We start from the raw sequence: 13504 nt of genomic DNA, 5'->3' as shown, positions 1-13504 counted from the left end.
GAGCAGCCGTGAACATGCCCCTGATACGGCGTGTCGCGGCACGTGTGCGGCTGCTCGCGAGGGCGACGCGACCCCCGGCGGTAACGCCCTTCTCAGAGGAATAGAGTCCGAACATGGCCGACTACCGCTACGTCACGTACGAGACCCTCGACGAGGGCACGATCGCCAGGATCATGCTCAATCGCCCCGACCAGCGCAACGCCCAACAGCGCGGTCTGCTCGTCGAATTGAACGAGGCCTTCCTCGAGGCGGAGGCCGACGACAGGGTCCGCGTCGTCATCCTCGGTGGCAACGGGCCGATGTTCTCCTCCGGCCACGACCTCGGGTCCAAGACCATGATGTCGGAGTATCAGCCTGGGCCCGACCAGCATCCGAGCTTCAGCGTCAACGGCGCGACGCGCGCGGGCGCCGAGAAACTCATGCTGCAGGAGTGGCACTACTTCTTCGAGAACACCCGCCGCTGGCGCAATCTCCGCAAGATCACCGTCGCCCAGGTGCACGGTGACGTCTATGCGGCCGCGCTGATGCTGATGTGGGCGTGTGACCTGATCGTCGCCGCCGACGACACCACCTTCGCCGACGTCGTCGGGACGCGGTTGGGCATGTGCGGTGTCGAGTACTTCGCCCACCCGTGGGAGTTCGGCGCGCGAAAGACCAAGGAGCTCATGCTCACTGGCGATTCGCTGTCGGTGGAGGAGGCCTACGCGCTCGGCATGGTGTCCAAGGTGTTCCCGGCCGATGAACTCGCAGACAAGACGCTGGAGTTCGCCAGGCGCATCGCCAAGGTGCCGACGATGGCCGCGCTGCTGATCAAGGAGTCGGTCAACCAGACGCAGGACAACCAGGGCTTCTACAACTCCCTCAACGCGTGCTTCACCATGCACCAGCTCAACCACGGCCACTGGGTCCAGGTGCACAACGGGGGCTTCCCCGTCGCCAACGAAACCGACGGCCTACCCAACTGGCGAGAGGCCCCGCCGGTTCAGCCGACGGCCAAGACCGAACCGTAGGCGCAAGACGGCGCGAATCCCTCATCGCCGCCGTGTCGGCGCACGGTCACCGGCTGAGCGCCAGCCCCGCGCGGTAGCCGAACACCATGGCGGGGCCGATGGTTCCGCCCGCGCCGCCGTAGGCCTTGCCCGTCACGCCCGCCATCGCATTGCCCACGGCGTAGAGACCCGGGATCGTGTCGCCGTCGACGTGCAACACCCGAGCGTCGGCATCGGTGCGCGGGCCACCCTTGGTGCCCATGGCACCGACGGTGACGGGGACGGCGAAGAACGGCGCGGTGTCGACCGGACCCAGCGTCTTCGATGCGGGCGTCGCGGCCGAGTCGTCACCCCAGTACCCGTCGTACGCGCTCGAGCCGCGGCCGAAGTCGGGATCGGTCTCGTTCTCCACGTTGGCATTCCACGCGTCGACGGTGCGGGCCAGCCCGTCGGGGTCGATGCCCGTCTTCTCGCCGAGCTCGGCGAGATCGGCGGACTGGCAGAACCATTCGGGCACGACGCCGTCGGGATCGATGCCGAGGAAGCCGTACTTCTTCAGGTGCAGCGAGTCGAACACGATCCACGCCGGATCGTTGAGGTAACCGAACCGCGGATCCAGGTGGTGGAATGGACCCGCCATCGAGTTGTACTCACCCGCCTCGTTGAGGAACCGCTTGCCCGCCCGGTTGACGATGATGCTGCGGGGACGCGTGCGCTCCAGGCGCACGCTGCGGCTGCGCTGATGCCCGTCGATGGTGTCGCCGGGGATCTGGACGATGGGCACCCACCACGCCTCGCCCATGTTGGCCAGATCGGCGCCGTGGGCCATCGCCATGCGCAGGCCGTCGCCCGTGTTGTTCGGTGGCGAGACGGGACCGTGCATGGGGCCGCGCAGATAGGCGTCGACGAGCGTGGGGTCCCATTCGAAGCCCCCGGTGCCGAGCACCACGCCACGGCGGGCGCCGACGCGAACGTCCATGCCGTCCATGCTGATTCGCACTCCGACGATCCTGCCGTCACGGGCGACCAGCTCGCGTGCGCGGGCCCCGGTGGTCGGCACGACGCCGAGGTCGAGCAGTCCCTTCAGCAAGCCGGCGACCAGTGCGGTGCCCGCGACGCAGAAGTCGCCGTCGACGTCGTCGACCGAGGCGTGGATCCTGGCCCGCGTCTCGGCGTCGATGCCCACGTTGCTCCAGTCGGCGGGAAACGACGTGATGCGATCGCTCCACTCCCCGAGCCGGGCGAGGTCGAACGGCTTGGCGTTGAGCGACCTGCCGCCCGAGGGCCTGCCGCCGGGCAGTTCGGGCTTGTAGTCGGGAAAGCCTGCGGCGACCTCGAATTGGAGCTCACTGTGGGCCTCGACGAAGTCGAGCATCTCGGGTCCGGTGCGCACGAACGTCTCGACGAGCGCGGTGTCCATCGCGCCGAGGGACTGCGCCTCCAGATACCGCATGGCGTCGTCCACCGTGAGTTCGCCGTCGGGGGAGCGATCGTGGGCGGGGATCCAGACGATGCCGCCGGAGACCGCGGTGGTGCCCCCGACGGTGTCGGCCTTCTCGTACACCGCAACCGAGGCGCCGCCGGCCGCTGCGGTCAGCGCCGCCGTCAGGCCGGCACCGCCGGTGCCGAGCACGACGACGTCGGTCTCGACGTCGAATTCCAGGTCCGCTCCGCTACTCACCACTCACTCCTTCGTCAGCCCAGGATTTCCGAAAGCCGTTGGGCGGCTTCGATGACCGCGTCGCGCCCGCCGATCAGCGCATCCTCGCGGTGGGAGATCAGATTGATGCACGTGGGCGGTGACGGCGGTCGACGCCTGACCGGCACGGCGAGTCCGTAGGTGTCGGGCTCGACCTCGCCGTGGGTCATGACCCAACCCCGCTCGCGGGTCAGCGGCACCAGATCCCGCTCGCCGGGCCGCGGCGGCATGCTCGACAGCAGCGCGATGCCCGCGGCGCCGCGGTCCAGCGGGTGACGGCTGCCCTCGTGGAACGACAGTTGGTAGAAGACCAGGGTCGGCACGATGACCGCCACGGCCACCTGCTGATCGCCCTCGGCGACGAGCAACGACACCGTCGTGCCGAGGTCGTCGGCGAGCGTGCGCAGGGTCGGCACGCTCAGCTGCCGGAGGTTGTTGTCGAACGACGCGCCGAGCGCGGCCAGCATCGCCGCCGGACGGTAGCGGCCGTCCTCACCCTTCACCAGGTAGCGGTTCTGCGACAGCGTGGACAGCAGTCGATAGGCGATCGTCCGGTGCACGCCCACGTGGTCGGCCACTTGCTGGGCGGTCATCCCGGCGGGTGAGTTCGCGACCGCCTGCAGCGCGGTGAGGCCCCTGGCCAGCGTTTGCGAGCCGGCGGCGAGTCGATCGGCGGCCAGGCCCGGTTGCTTGACAGACGTCATCGCGAGAGTGATGCTCTATGGATAGTGCACGTCACTGTGCGATATTAGCACAGAATGATTGCAATAAAAGAGAACGGCATTTCCATCCGAACGTGGGGAGAGATCACGTGAGCGAGTTCGAGAGCATCTGGAGTGACCTCCAGGGTGTCCCGTTCTCCCAGGGCTATCTCGACGCGGGCGGGGTGCGCACGCGCTACCTCCATGCCGGCGACACGAATCAGCGAACGCTGGTGCTGCTGCACGGCTCCGGTGGCCACGCCGAGGCCTACGTGCGCAACCTCGAGGCCCACGCCGAACACTTCTCGACGTGGTCGATCGACATGCTCGGCCACGGCTACACCGACAAACCGGGTCACCCACTGGAGATCTCGCACTACGTCGAGCACCTGTTGGCGGTGCTCGACGCCATCGACGTCGAGCGCGTCCACCTCTCGGGGGAGTCCCTCGGCGGTTGGGTCGCCGCGCGCGCCGCCTCCGATCATCCCGACCGCTTCGACCGACTGGTCCTCAACACCGCGGGCGGATCGCAGGCCGACCCCGAGGTCATGAAGCGCATCATCACGCTGTCCATGGCCGCGGCCGAGAACCCCTCCTGGGAGACGGTGCAGGCCAGGATCAAGTGGTTGATGGCCGACAAGTCCAAGGACTACGACGACATCGTCGCCAGCCGGCAGCGCATCTACCGTCAGCCCGGATTCGTCGCCGCGATGAGCGACATCATGGCGCTGCAGGACCCGGAGATCAGGGCGCGAAACCTGCTGGGCCCCAAGGAGTACGGCGCCATCACCGCACCCACGATGGTGCTGTGGACCAGCGACGACCCGACCGCCGACGTCAGCGAGGGCAGCCGCATCGCCTCGATGATCCCCGGCGCACGGTTCGACGTGATGGCCGGCTGTGGCCACTGGCCGCAGTACGAGGACGCCAAGACGTTCAACGCCTTGCACATCGACTTCCTGCTGGGGCGTTGATGGCAGACGACGCCGACGTCCTGATCGTCGGGGCGGGGCCCGTCGGCCTCACCCTGGCCAACATCCTTGGACAGCAGGGGGTCCGGACCCTCGTCGTCGACGAGCGTGCCACCCTCATCGACTACCCGCGCGGTGTCGGACTCGACGACGAGGCGCTGCGGACGTTCCAGTCGATCGGCGTCGTCGAGCACGTCCTGCCGCACACGGTGCCCAACCAGATCCTGCGGTTCTACGACGGTCGCCGCCGCCTGCTGGCCGAGATGGCGCCGCCCGACGCGAGATTCGGCTGGCCCAAGCGCAATGGCTTCGTCCAGCCGATGGTCGACGCGGAACTGCTTAGGGGTATCGACCGCTTCGACTGCGTCGAGGTGGGCTGGGGTCGTGCCATGGAGTCGTGCGAGGAGACGCGCGACGGCGTGCGGGTCGCCATCGCCGGTGAGGCCGATCCCGTCACCGCGCGCTACGTCGTCGGGTGCGATGGCGGCCGCAGTGCGACGCGCCGGCTGATGGGCGTGACGTTCGAGGGCACCACCTCGGCGACGCGCTGGCTCGTCGTCGATCTGGCCAGCGATCCGCTCGGACACCCCAACAGCGAGGTCGGCGCCGACCCGGTGCGGCCCTACGCCTCGATCTCGATCGCACACGGAATTCGCCGCTTCGAGTTCATGATTCACGCCGACGAGACCGACGAGCAGGTCGAGCGCCCGGAGTTCATCACGCGCATGCTCGCCCCGTTCGTGCCCCATCCCGACCGCGTCGAGGTGATCCGGCACCGCGTGTACACGCACCACTCGCGCATCGCCGACGCCTTCCGCAAGGGTCGGATGCTGATCGCCGGTGACGCCGCCCACCTCATGCCCGTGTGGCAGGGGCAGGGCTACAACAGCGGCATCCGTGACGCGGCCAACCTGGGCTGGAAGTTGGCGGCCGTCGTCAAGGGCGAGGCCGGGGACGGGCTGCTGGACACCTACGACGCCGAGAGACGCAAGCATGCGCGCGCGATGATCGACCTGTCGACCATGGTCGGCCGGGTCATCTCGCCGACCAACGCGCGCGTTGCGAGCCTGCGCGACGGGCTGATTCGGGCCGCGTCGGCGGTGCCGACCCTCAAGCGCTACGTCCTGGAGATGCGGTTCAAGCCGATGCCGCGCTACGAGTCCGGCGCCATCGCCCATCTCGCGGCGCCGTCGGACACCTCGCCCACCGGCACGCTGTTCATCCAGCCGCGCGTCGACACCCGCGACGCGCAGAACGTCCTCCTCGACGACGTGATCGGTCCCGGGTTCGCCGTGCTCGCGTGGAACAACGATCCGCGCGCGCTCCTCGGTGACGAGGCGATCGCGCAGTGGAAGGCGCTCGGCGCAACGTTTCTCGCGCTGCGGCCGTCGACCCAGCTGCACTGGACCGGCCACGACGACTCCGAGGTCACCGTCGTCGGGGACCGCACCGGTGCGCTCAAGGGCTTCTTCGACGCCCACGCCGAGTCGGTGCTGTTCCTACGGCCCGACCGGTGCATCGCCGGTGCCTGCATCGCCCAACTGGCGCCCGAGCTGAGTGCTGCACTGTTCGACGTCCTCCACCTCGTGAAGGGAGGCAAGGAAGTTCATGACCACGTCACTCGCCCTGTGCTGCATGTCGCACAGCCCGCTGCTGAATCTGCCAGGACCGCCACCTGAACTGCTCGACGACATCGACTCCGCGGTCGCAGCGGCGGCCGAGTTCGTCCGGGCCTTCGATCCCGAACTGGTCGTGACGTTCTCACCGGATCACTACAACGGGTTCTTCTACCGGCTCATGCCACCGTTCTGCATCGGCACTGCGGCCGTCGGCGTCGGTGACTACGGCACCTACGCGGGTCCGCTCAACGTGCCCGCCGACGTCGCCACCGCGTGCGCCGAAGCACTGTGGGACGCCGGCGTCGACATCGCGGTCTCGGCGAGCATGGACGTCGACCATGGCACCGTCCAACCGCTGCAGGCCCTCTTCGGCGACGTCGCCGACGTGCCGGTGCTGCCGGTCTTCGTCAACTCCGTCGCCACGCCGCTCGGTCCGCTCAGGCGGACGAGGGCACTGGGCACGGCCATCGGCCACTTCGCGGCCTCCCTCGGAAGGCGGGTCCTCGTCGTGGGTTCGGGTGGGCTGTCGCATGATCCGCCGGTGCCGACCTTGGCGACCGCACCGCCGGCGGCGCTGGCCCGCATCGTGCACGGCGAGCCGATGACCGCCGAGCAGCGCAGCGCGCGACAGAGCGCGGTGATGACGGCTGCGCACGACTTCGCCGCCGGCGGCAGCGCGCTGCGACCGCTGAACCCCGACTGGGACAGGGCGCTGCTCGAGCTGCTCGACACCAACCGGGGCGCGGAGGTCGACGCCTGGTCCAACGCGTGGGTCGCCGCCGAGGCGGGCAACTCCGCACACGAAGTCCGTACGTGGTTGGCCGCTTTCGCGGCGATGGCGAGCCAGGGCCCCTACGAGACCCGGCTGCGCTACTACCGCGCCGCGCCCGAGTTGATCGCCGGCTTCGCGATCCGGACGGCGGTGACCGCATGACCACCCCCGGCTTCGACCACGAGGTCGACGTGCTCGTCGTCGGTTCCGGTGGGGGCGGCATGACCGCCGCACTCGCGGCCACGGCGGAGGGTCTCGACACCCTCGTCGTCGAGAAGTCCGCGCAGTTCGGTGGTTCCACGGCGCTATCGGGCGGCGGCATCTGGGTCCCCGGCGCCCCGTCGCAGCGTCGCGCCGGCTACGAGCCCTCGCCCGACGACGTGTTCACCTACCTCAAGGAGATCACCGGCGGCCTCGTCAGCGACGCGCGCCTGCGCCAGTACGTCGACGCGGCCCCGGAGATGATGGAATTCCTGGAGAAGTCGAGCCGGTGGTTCGAATTCGTCTGGAAGCCCGGGTATGCCGACTACTACCCCGAACTGCCCGGCGGTTCGGAACGCGGGAGCACGATCAACGTGCCCGAGATCGACCTGCGCGTGCTGGGCGACGAGGAGCGCAACCTGTTGACGCCGCTGGCCCTGGCACCGAGGGGAATCTGGTTCGCGCCCAAGGACTTGCGGCTGTTCTATCAGGTGCGGCAGAACTGGCGCGGCAAGGCGGTGCTGCTGAAGCTCATCTGGCGGATGGTCCGGGCCCACGTGTTCGGTGACCGGATGGCCGCCATCGGACAGTCCCTGATGGCGCGGATGCGCCTGGCGCTGGCCGAGCACGACGTCCCGCTGTGGCTGGACGCACCCATGACCGAGCTGATCACCGACCTCGACGGTCACGTCGTCGGAGCCGTCGTGGAACGCCACGGCGTCGCGCAGCGCATCGGCACCCGCCGCGGCGTGATCCTGGCCTCCGGCGGTTTCGATCACGACATGGAATGGCGTCGCGAACACCTCCCCGAACTCGAGAAGGACTGGAGCTTCGGCAATCCCGCCGCCATGGGTGACGGCATCCGCGCGGGGGAGAAGGTCGGCGGGTCACTGGACCTGCTCGACGAGGCGTGGTGGTTTCCCGCCATCTGCTGGCCGGATGGACGTCTGCAGTTCATGCTCAACGAACGGATGATGCCGTCGCAGTTCGTCGTCAACGGCGACGGGAAGCGGTTCGTCAACGAGGCCGCGCCGTACATGGACTTCGCCCACGCGATGATCGACGGCCAGCGCACCGGCGTCGCACACGTGCCGTGCTGGCTCGTCACCGACATCGGCTCCTTCCACCGCTACGTCGTCGCGGGCCATCTCCCCATCCCGAAGGTGCCGTTCGCGCCGGTACCGACCGGACGCAAGGTACCGCAGGCCTGGCTGGATTCGGGTGTCGTCAGGACGGGCAACACCTTCGAGGAGCTGGCCCGCGAGATCGGCGTCCCGCCGGCGCAGTTGCGTCAGACCGCCGAACGCTTCAACGCCCTCGCCCGCACCGGCCACGACGACGACTTCCGTCGCGGTGACAGCGCCTACGACAACTACTACGGCGATCCGACACTGCCCAATCCCAACCTGCGCCCGCTGGGGAAGGGGCCGTACTACGCCTTCCAGATCATCCTCGGCGACCTGGGCACCTCCGGCGGACTGCGCACCGACGAGTTCGCCCGCGTCCTGCGCGAGGACGACACCGTCATCGCCGGGCTCTACGCCACCGGCAATGCGACCGCCGCGGTGATGGGACGCAGTTACGCGGGGGCCGGCGCGACCATCGGCCCGGCGATGACGTTCGGCTACGTGGCCGCCAAACACCTTGCCTCGCACGACCGCACACCAAGCCAATCCACGATCGAAAGCCCTCGGAGGTAACCATGAAGATCTCACTGTTCTACGAGTTCGCCCTGCCACGGCCCTGGGTGCAGGACGACGAGCACCAGATGTTCATCGACGGTCTCGACGAAGTCGAAGCGGCCGACAAGGCGGGGTTCTCGACGGTCTGGCTGACCGAGCACCACTTCCTCGAGGAGTACTGCCACTCGACCGCCCCGGAGATGTTCCTCGCCGCAGCGAGCCAGCGCACCAAGGACATTCGCCTGGGCTTCGGCATCATGCACCTGCCGCCCGCGGTCAACCATCCGGCCCGCGTCGCCGAGCGGGTCTCCACCCTGGACCTGATCTCCAACGGCCGCGTCGAATTCGGCACCGGCGAATCGTCGTCGGTCGGCGAACTCGGCGGCTTCAACATCGATCCCGCCGACAAGCGCGGGCAGTGGGAGGAGGCGCTCGAGGTCTCCATCCGGTGCATGACCGAGGAACCGTTCACCGGTTTCAAGGGCCAGCACATCGAGATGCCCGCCCGCAACGTGGTCCCCAAGCCGCTGCAGCGTCCACACCCGCCGGTCTGGGTGGCGTGTACCCGGCCGGCGTCGGTGCAGATGGCCGCCCAAAAGGCCATCGGCGCACTGAGTTTCGCCTACACCGGGCCCGGTCCGCTCAGGGACCGCGTCGACGGCTACTACCGCGAGCTCGAGGAGAAGGGCTCACCCGTCACGCCGCTGATGAACCCCAACATCCTGGCCATCGGCGGTGACCTGTCGATGATGGTCGCCAAGACCGACGAGCAGGCCGTGCAGCGGCTCGGCGTCGGCGGCGGGTTCTTCTCCTTCGGCATCATGCACTACTACATGACCGGCATGCACACCCCCGGCCGGACCGGCGTGTGGGAGCGCTATCTCGAGGAGGTCGAGGCGGACCCGTCGCTCGCCTACGGTCCCGGCCGCGGCGCCATCGGGTCGCCGGACACCGTGCGCGAGTTCCTGCGTGGGTACGAGGAGAGCGGCGTCGACGAGATCATCCTGCTGCTCAACCCGCGCAGCCACGAGGGCACGATGGAGTCGATCGAGCTGATGGGCAAGGAGATCCTGCCCGAGTTCATCGAACGCGACGAGAAGCACGTCGCCGAGAAGAACGCGCGGCTCGCTCCGGTCCTGGAGAAGCTCGAGGCCCGGCGCGAGGCGTCCACGGCCCCCGGTTTCGACGAGAATTACTCATTTGGAGGACTTCCCACCGGTCAGGGTGGCAAGTTCACCTCCAGTGAGATCCCCGAGGCGATGGCGGAGATCAACGAGGGCAGGGTCCAGGCGGCGCAGCTGGAGAAGCAGGCACGCGAGGCGGCACACTGAACGACGGGACGGGCCGTGGGTGAGTTCGGCAATCTCATCGGCTATGCCGGGCGACGTGTCGTCGTCACCGGGTGTGCATCGGGCATCGGCGCGGCGCTGGTGGGCCAGCTCGTCGAACTGGGTGCCGACGTCGTCGGTCTCGACGTGCGCCCACCGGCGTTCGAGCTCACCGAGTTTCACGCCGTCGACCTGTCGGACCCGACGTCGATCGACGCCGCCGTCGCCGCGCTCGACGGTCGGGTCGATGCGTTGTTCAACGTGGCGGGTGTGTCCTCGGGCATCGGTGACCCCCTGCTGGTGGTCCAGATCGACTTCCTCGGTACGCGCCATCTCACCGAGGCGCTGATCCCGCGCATGCCGCCGGGTTCGGCCATCGTCAGTGTCTCGTCGCTGGCGGCGTCGGGATACGCCGAGAACCAGGGCGAGGTGGCGTCGCTGCTGCGCACCGCATCGTTCGAGGACGGCGTGCAGTGGTGTCACGATCACCCCGATGCGCTCGCCGACGGCGGGTACCGGATCGCCAAGGAGGCGGTCATCCTGCACGCCATGGCCAACGCGGTACCGCTGGGCGCCAAGGGAATTCGGATCAACTGCACCGGGCCCGGGGTGACCGCGACGCCCATCCTCGATCAGCTGCGGTCCCGCTACGGTGAGGACTACCTCGACGGCTTCCCGAAACCCCTTGGTCGAGTGTCGAATCCCGCCGAGCAGGCCGCCGCGCTGATCTTCCTCAACAGCCAGGCGGCAGGTTTCGTGACCGGGCAGGTGCTCTGGGTCGACGGGGGCATCCTCGCCGGGCGCGTCGCCGCGACGATGGAGGGATCCGCGCTATGGCCGGCATGACGGACTTCCGGCGCGTCGCCGACGACGTCCGCAACTGGGGCCGCTGGGGCGAGCACGACGAGATCGGCACGCTGAACTTCATCACCGCCGAGAAGGTCGCCGAGGCCGCATCTCTGGTGACGCGCGGCGAGGTGTTCGCACTCGGCGTCGACTTCGGTTCGTCGGGCCCCCAGGGGGCGTTCCACTACCGGCAGAACCCGATGCACGTGATGACCGTCGACGGCGGTGACGCCACGACCCTGTTGGAGTACGGGCCGACGTGGCTGCAGAACCCGACCGCGGTGCAGCTGAGCGGCTACTCCGAGGCCGGCCCCATGCGCTTCAACGACGACCTCATCATCATGCCGCTGCAGGCCGCCACGCAGTGGGATGCGCTGTCGCACGTCTACTACGACGACACGCTCTACAACGGATTTCCCGCCAGTTCGGTGACGAGTCTCGGGGCGCGGCACTGCGGCATCGACAAGGTCGACGTCAAGGGCATCACCTCGCGCGGCGTGCTGCTCGACCTGGTGCGGCTGCGCGGTGAGGCCGTCTACTGCGCCGACGTGGACGCACCGATCATGCCCGCCGAGCTCGACGCGGCAGCCGCGGCGCAGGGCGTCTCCGTGACACCCGGTGACATCGTGCTGATCCGAACCGGTTGGTGGGCACGGTTTCTGGAGACCGGCGACGGGGCCGAGCCGGGTGCCGGTCTCGATTGGACGTGCGCGTCGTGGCTGCACGACCACCGGGTCGCCGCGGTGGCGGCCGACAACCTGATGGTGGAGAACCCGGTGTCCGGGGTGGACGGCACCATCCTGCCGATGCACATGCTGTGCCTGCGCGACATGGGCATGATGTTCGGCGAGTACTGGGACCTGACCGCGCTGGCCGCCGACTGCGCCGCCGACGGCACCTATGCCTTTCAGCTCGTCGCCCCGCCGCTGCGCGTGACCGGTGGCGTGGGCTCTCCGCTGAACCCGATCGCGATCAAGTGACGTCTCCCCGCGAGCAGCCGCAAATACGCGCGACACGCCGGGATTCTCGGCAGGTTTGCGGCTGCTCGGCGGGGGAGGTGACGTACCGGTCGGTGGTGGTCGACGGGCTCGTCACGGGTTATCTCGAGGCCGGGGCGGGCGAGCCTGTCGTCCTGCTGCACGGCGGTGAGTTCGGCGCCAGCGCCGAGCTCGGGTGGGAACGCACGATCGCCGACCTCGCGACGCGGTATCGCGTGCTGGCACCCGACATGCTGGGCTACGGCAACTCGGCGAAGGTGATCGACTTCGTCGACGGCCGCGGGATGCGCATCCGCCACGTCGCGCGATTCTGCGAGGTGATGGGCGTCGGCCCGGCGCACTTCGTCGGCAACTCGATGGGCGCAATCAATCTGCTGACCGACGCCACCGCGCCGGCGCCGGTCCTGTCGGCGAAGAGCCTCACCCTGATCTGTGGCGGCGGGGCGATTCAGCCCAACGAGCACGCCGCCGCCCTCTACGACTACGACGGCACGCTGGAGGCCATGCGCCGGATCGTGACGGCGCTGTTCCACGACCCCGCCTACGCGAAGGACGACGACTACGTGCGGCGCCGGCATGCCTCCAGTACGGCGCCCGGTGCGTGGGAGGCCATCGCCGCCGCGCGCTTTCGCAGGCCGGGCGCCAGCCCGCCGCCGACGCCGTCGACCACCCGCGCCTACGAGCGCATCGCGGTGCCCACACTGGTCGTCGAGGGCGCGGCCGACAAGCTCCTGCCGACGGGGTGGGCGGCCGAGATCGCGAGCCAGATAGCCTCTGCCCGTGGGGAAGTGGTCGACGCGGCGGGCCACTGTCCGCAGCTCGAACGGCCCGACGTCGTCACCCCACTGCTGCTCGAATTCCTCGAAGGGATCGTCGATGTCTGAAGAACTGGCCGGCATGGTCGCGATCGTCACCGGTGGCGCGTCGGGGATCGGCCGGGGAATCGTCGAGCGCTTCCTCGCCGAGGGCGCGAAGGTGATGATCGGTGACGTTCAGGACGAACTCGGGTCGAGCGTCGCCGACGCCGGGGGCGACGACGCGCTCTTCTGCCACACCGACGTCGGTGATCAGGCGCAGGTGTGCGCGCTCGTCGGCGCGGCGGTCGAGCGGTTCGGGGGCCTGCACGTGATGGTCAACAACGCGGGCCGGTCGAGTCCGCTGAAGAAGGGCCTCTTCGACGAGGACTTCGCGGAATTCGACAGCGTCATGCGCACCAACGTCCTCGGCGTCATGGCGGGGACCCGCGATGCGGCCCGGCACATGGCGCAGCACGGGGGCGGCTCGATCATCAACATCTCCTCCATCGGCGGCATCCTCGCCGGCGGCGGGGTCGCCACGTATCGGGCCTCCAAGGCCGCCGTCATCCAGTTCTCCAAGTCCGCCGCGATCGAGTTGGCCCACTACGGGGTGCGGGTCAATTGCCTTGCGCCAGGCAACATCCCGACGCCGATCCTGCGGTCGTCGGCGACCGAGGAGGACCGCGAGAAGTTGGACCGGTTCGAGGCGCGCATCCGCCAGACGATGCGCGACGACCGCCCGCTCAAACGCGAGGGCACCGCCGACGACGTCGCGGAGGCGGCGCTCTACTTCGCGACCGACCGGTCGCGCTACGTCACCGGAACCGTACTGCCAGTCGACGGCGGCACGGTGGCGGGCAAGGTCATGGCGCCCCGCACGCCCCGTTAAATCAATCGCTTG

The 13504-nt window shown here is 68.9% G+C and carries 12 protein-coding genes; 10 read left to right on the top strand and 2 right to left on the bottom strand.

Annotated features, from left to right (window positions below; all coding sequences use genetic code 11):
• The first annotated feature begins 113 nt into the window (after nucleotides 1-113).
• Nucleotides 114-1010 (top strand): enoyl-CoA hydratase, encoded by an 897-nt coding sequence (locus G6N60_RS19690; protein ID WP_163740419.1) that lies wholly within the window; start codon nucleotides 114-116, stop codon nucleotides 1008-1010.
• A 46-nt stretch (nucleotides 1011-1056) separates the two neighbouring features.
• Here G6N60_RS19690 and G6N60_RS19685 read toward each other — a convergent pair whose 3' ends face one another.
• Together G6N60_RS19685 and G6N60_RS19680 are read right to left on the bottom strand one after the other, a co-directional pair.
• Nucleotides 1057-2670 carry an FAD-dependent oxidoreductase gene (locus tag G6N60_RS19685; RefSeq protein WP_372510962.1) on the bottom strand — a complete coding sequence of 538 codons (1614 nt, stop codon included), beginning with the start codon at nucleotides 2668-2670 and terminating at the stop codon, nucleotides 1057-1059.
• Between the two features lie 14 nt (nucleotides 2671-2684).
• Nucleotides 2685-3392, bottom strand: a complete 708-nt coding sequence (locus tag G6N60_RS19680; protein ID WP_163740417.1) for an IclR family transcriptional regulator — start codon at nucleotides 3390-3392, stop codon at nucleotides 2685-2687.
• Nucleotides 3393-3499: 107 nt separating this feature from the next.
• Between G6N60_RS19680 and G6N60_RS19675 the strand changes: the two genes are divergently transcribed.
• The 9 genes from G6N60_RS19675 to G6N60_RS19635 all read left to right on the top strand — a co-directional run bounded on the left by G6N60_RS19675 (nucleotide 3500) and on the right by G6N60_RS19635 (nucleotide 13492).
• Nucleotides 3500-4363 carry an alpha/beta fold hydrolase gene (locus G6N60_RS19675; RefSeq protein WP_163740416.1) on the top strand — a complete coding sequence of 288 codons (864 nt, stop codon included), beginning with the start codon at nucleotides 3500-3502 and terminating at the stop codon, nucleotides 4361-4363.
• Nucleotides 4363-6039: a bifunctional 3-(3-hydroxy-phenyl)propionate/3-hydroxycinnamic acid hydroxylase gene (locus tag G6N60_RS19670; RefSeq protein WP_163740414.1), complete on the top strand. Its 1677-nt coding sequence runs from the start codon at nucleotides 4363-4365 to the stop codon at nucleotides 6037-6039. The genes G6N60_RS19675 and G6N60_RS19670 overlap by 1 nt, the downstream gene beginning before the upstream one ends.
• Nucleotides 5996-6913 (top strand): 3-carboxyethylcatechol 2,3-dioxygenase, encoded by a 918-nt coding sequence (locus G6N60_RS19665; protein ID WP_246241277.1) that lies wholly within the window; start codon nucleotides 5996-5998, stop codon nucleotides 6911-6913. The genes G6N60_RS19670 and G6N60_RS19665 overlap by 44 nt, the downstream gene beginning before the upstream one ends.
• Complete coding sequence (locus G6N60_RS19660; RefSeq protein ID WP_163740410.1) at nucleotides 6910-8652, top strand: FAD-binding protein; 1743 nt, start codon at nucleotides 6910-6912, stop codon at nucleotides 8650-8652. Before G6N60_RS19665 ends, G6N60_RS19660 begins: the two co-directional genes overlap by 4 nt.
• Nucleotides 8653-8654: 2 nt before the next feature.
• On the top strand, nucleotides 8655-9965 hold the full coding sequence (locus G6N60_RS19655; protein WP_163740408.1) for an LLM class flavin-dependent oxidoreductase: 1311 nt from the start codon (nucleotides 8655-8657) through the stop codon (nucleotides 9963-9965).
• A 15-nt stretch (nucleotides 9966-9980) separates the two neighbouring features.
• Nucleotides 9981-10808: a coniferyl-alcohol dehydrogenase gene (locus G6N60_RS19650; protein ID WP_163740406.1), complete on the top strand. Its 828-nt coding sequence runs from the start codon at nucleotides 9981-9983 to the stop codon at nucleotides 10806-10808.
• Entirely contained in the window at nucleotides 10796-11788 is a 993-nt protein-coding gene (locus tag G6N60_RS19645) for a cyclase family protein (protein WP_163740404.1), read from the top strand. Before G6N60_RS19650 ends, G6N60_RS19645 begins: the two co-directional genes overlap by 13 nt.
• A gap of 77 nt (nucleotides 11789-11865) precedes the next feature.
• A complete protein-coding gene (locus G6N60_RS19640; RefSeq protein ID WP_163740402.1) occupies nucleotides 11866-12690 on the top strand; it encodes an alpha/beta fold hydrolase in 825 nt (274 codons plus the stop codon).
• The gene (locus tag G6N60_RS19635) at nucleotides 12683-13492 is read left to right on the top strand and encodes an SDR family NAD(P)-dependent oxidoreductase (protein ID WP_163740400.1); all 810 of its coding nucleotides are present in this window, start codon (nucleotides 12683-12685) and stop codon (nucleotides 13490-13492) included. Before G6N60_RS19640 ends, G6N60_RS19635 begins: the two co-directional genes overlap by 8 nt.
• Nucleotides 13493-13504: the final 12 nt, after the last annotated feature.

Origin of the sequence: Mycolicibacterium madagascariense (assembly GCF_010729665.1) — a bacterium.
Lineage (GTDB): Bacteria > Actinomycetota > Actinomycetes > Mycobacteriales > Mycobacteriaceae > Mycobacterium > Mycobacterium madagascariense.
This window is presented reverse-complemented; position numbering and strand designations above follow the sequence as displayed.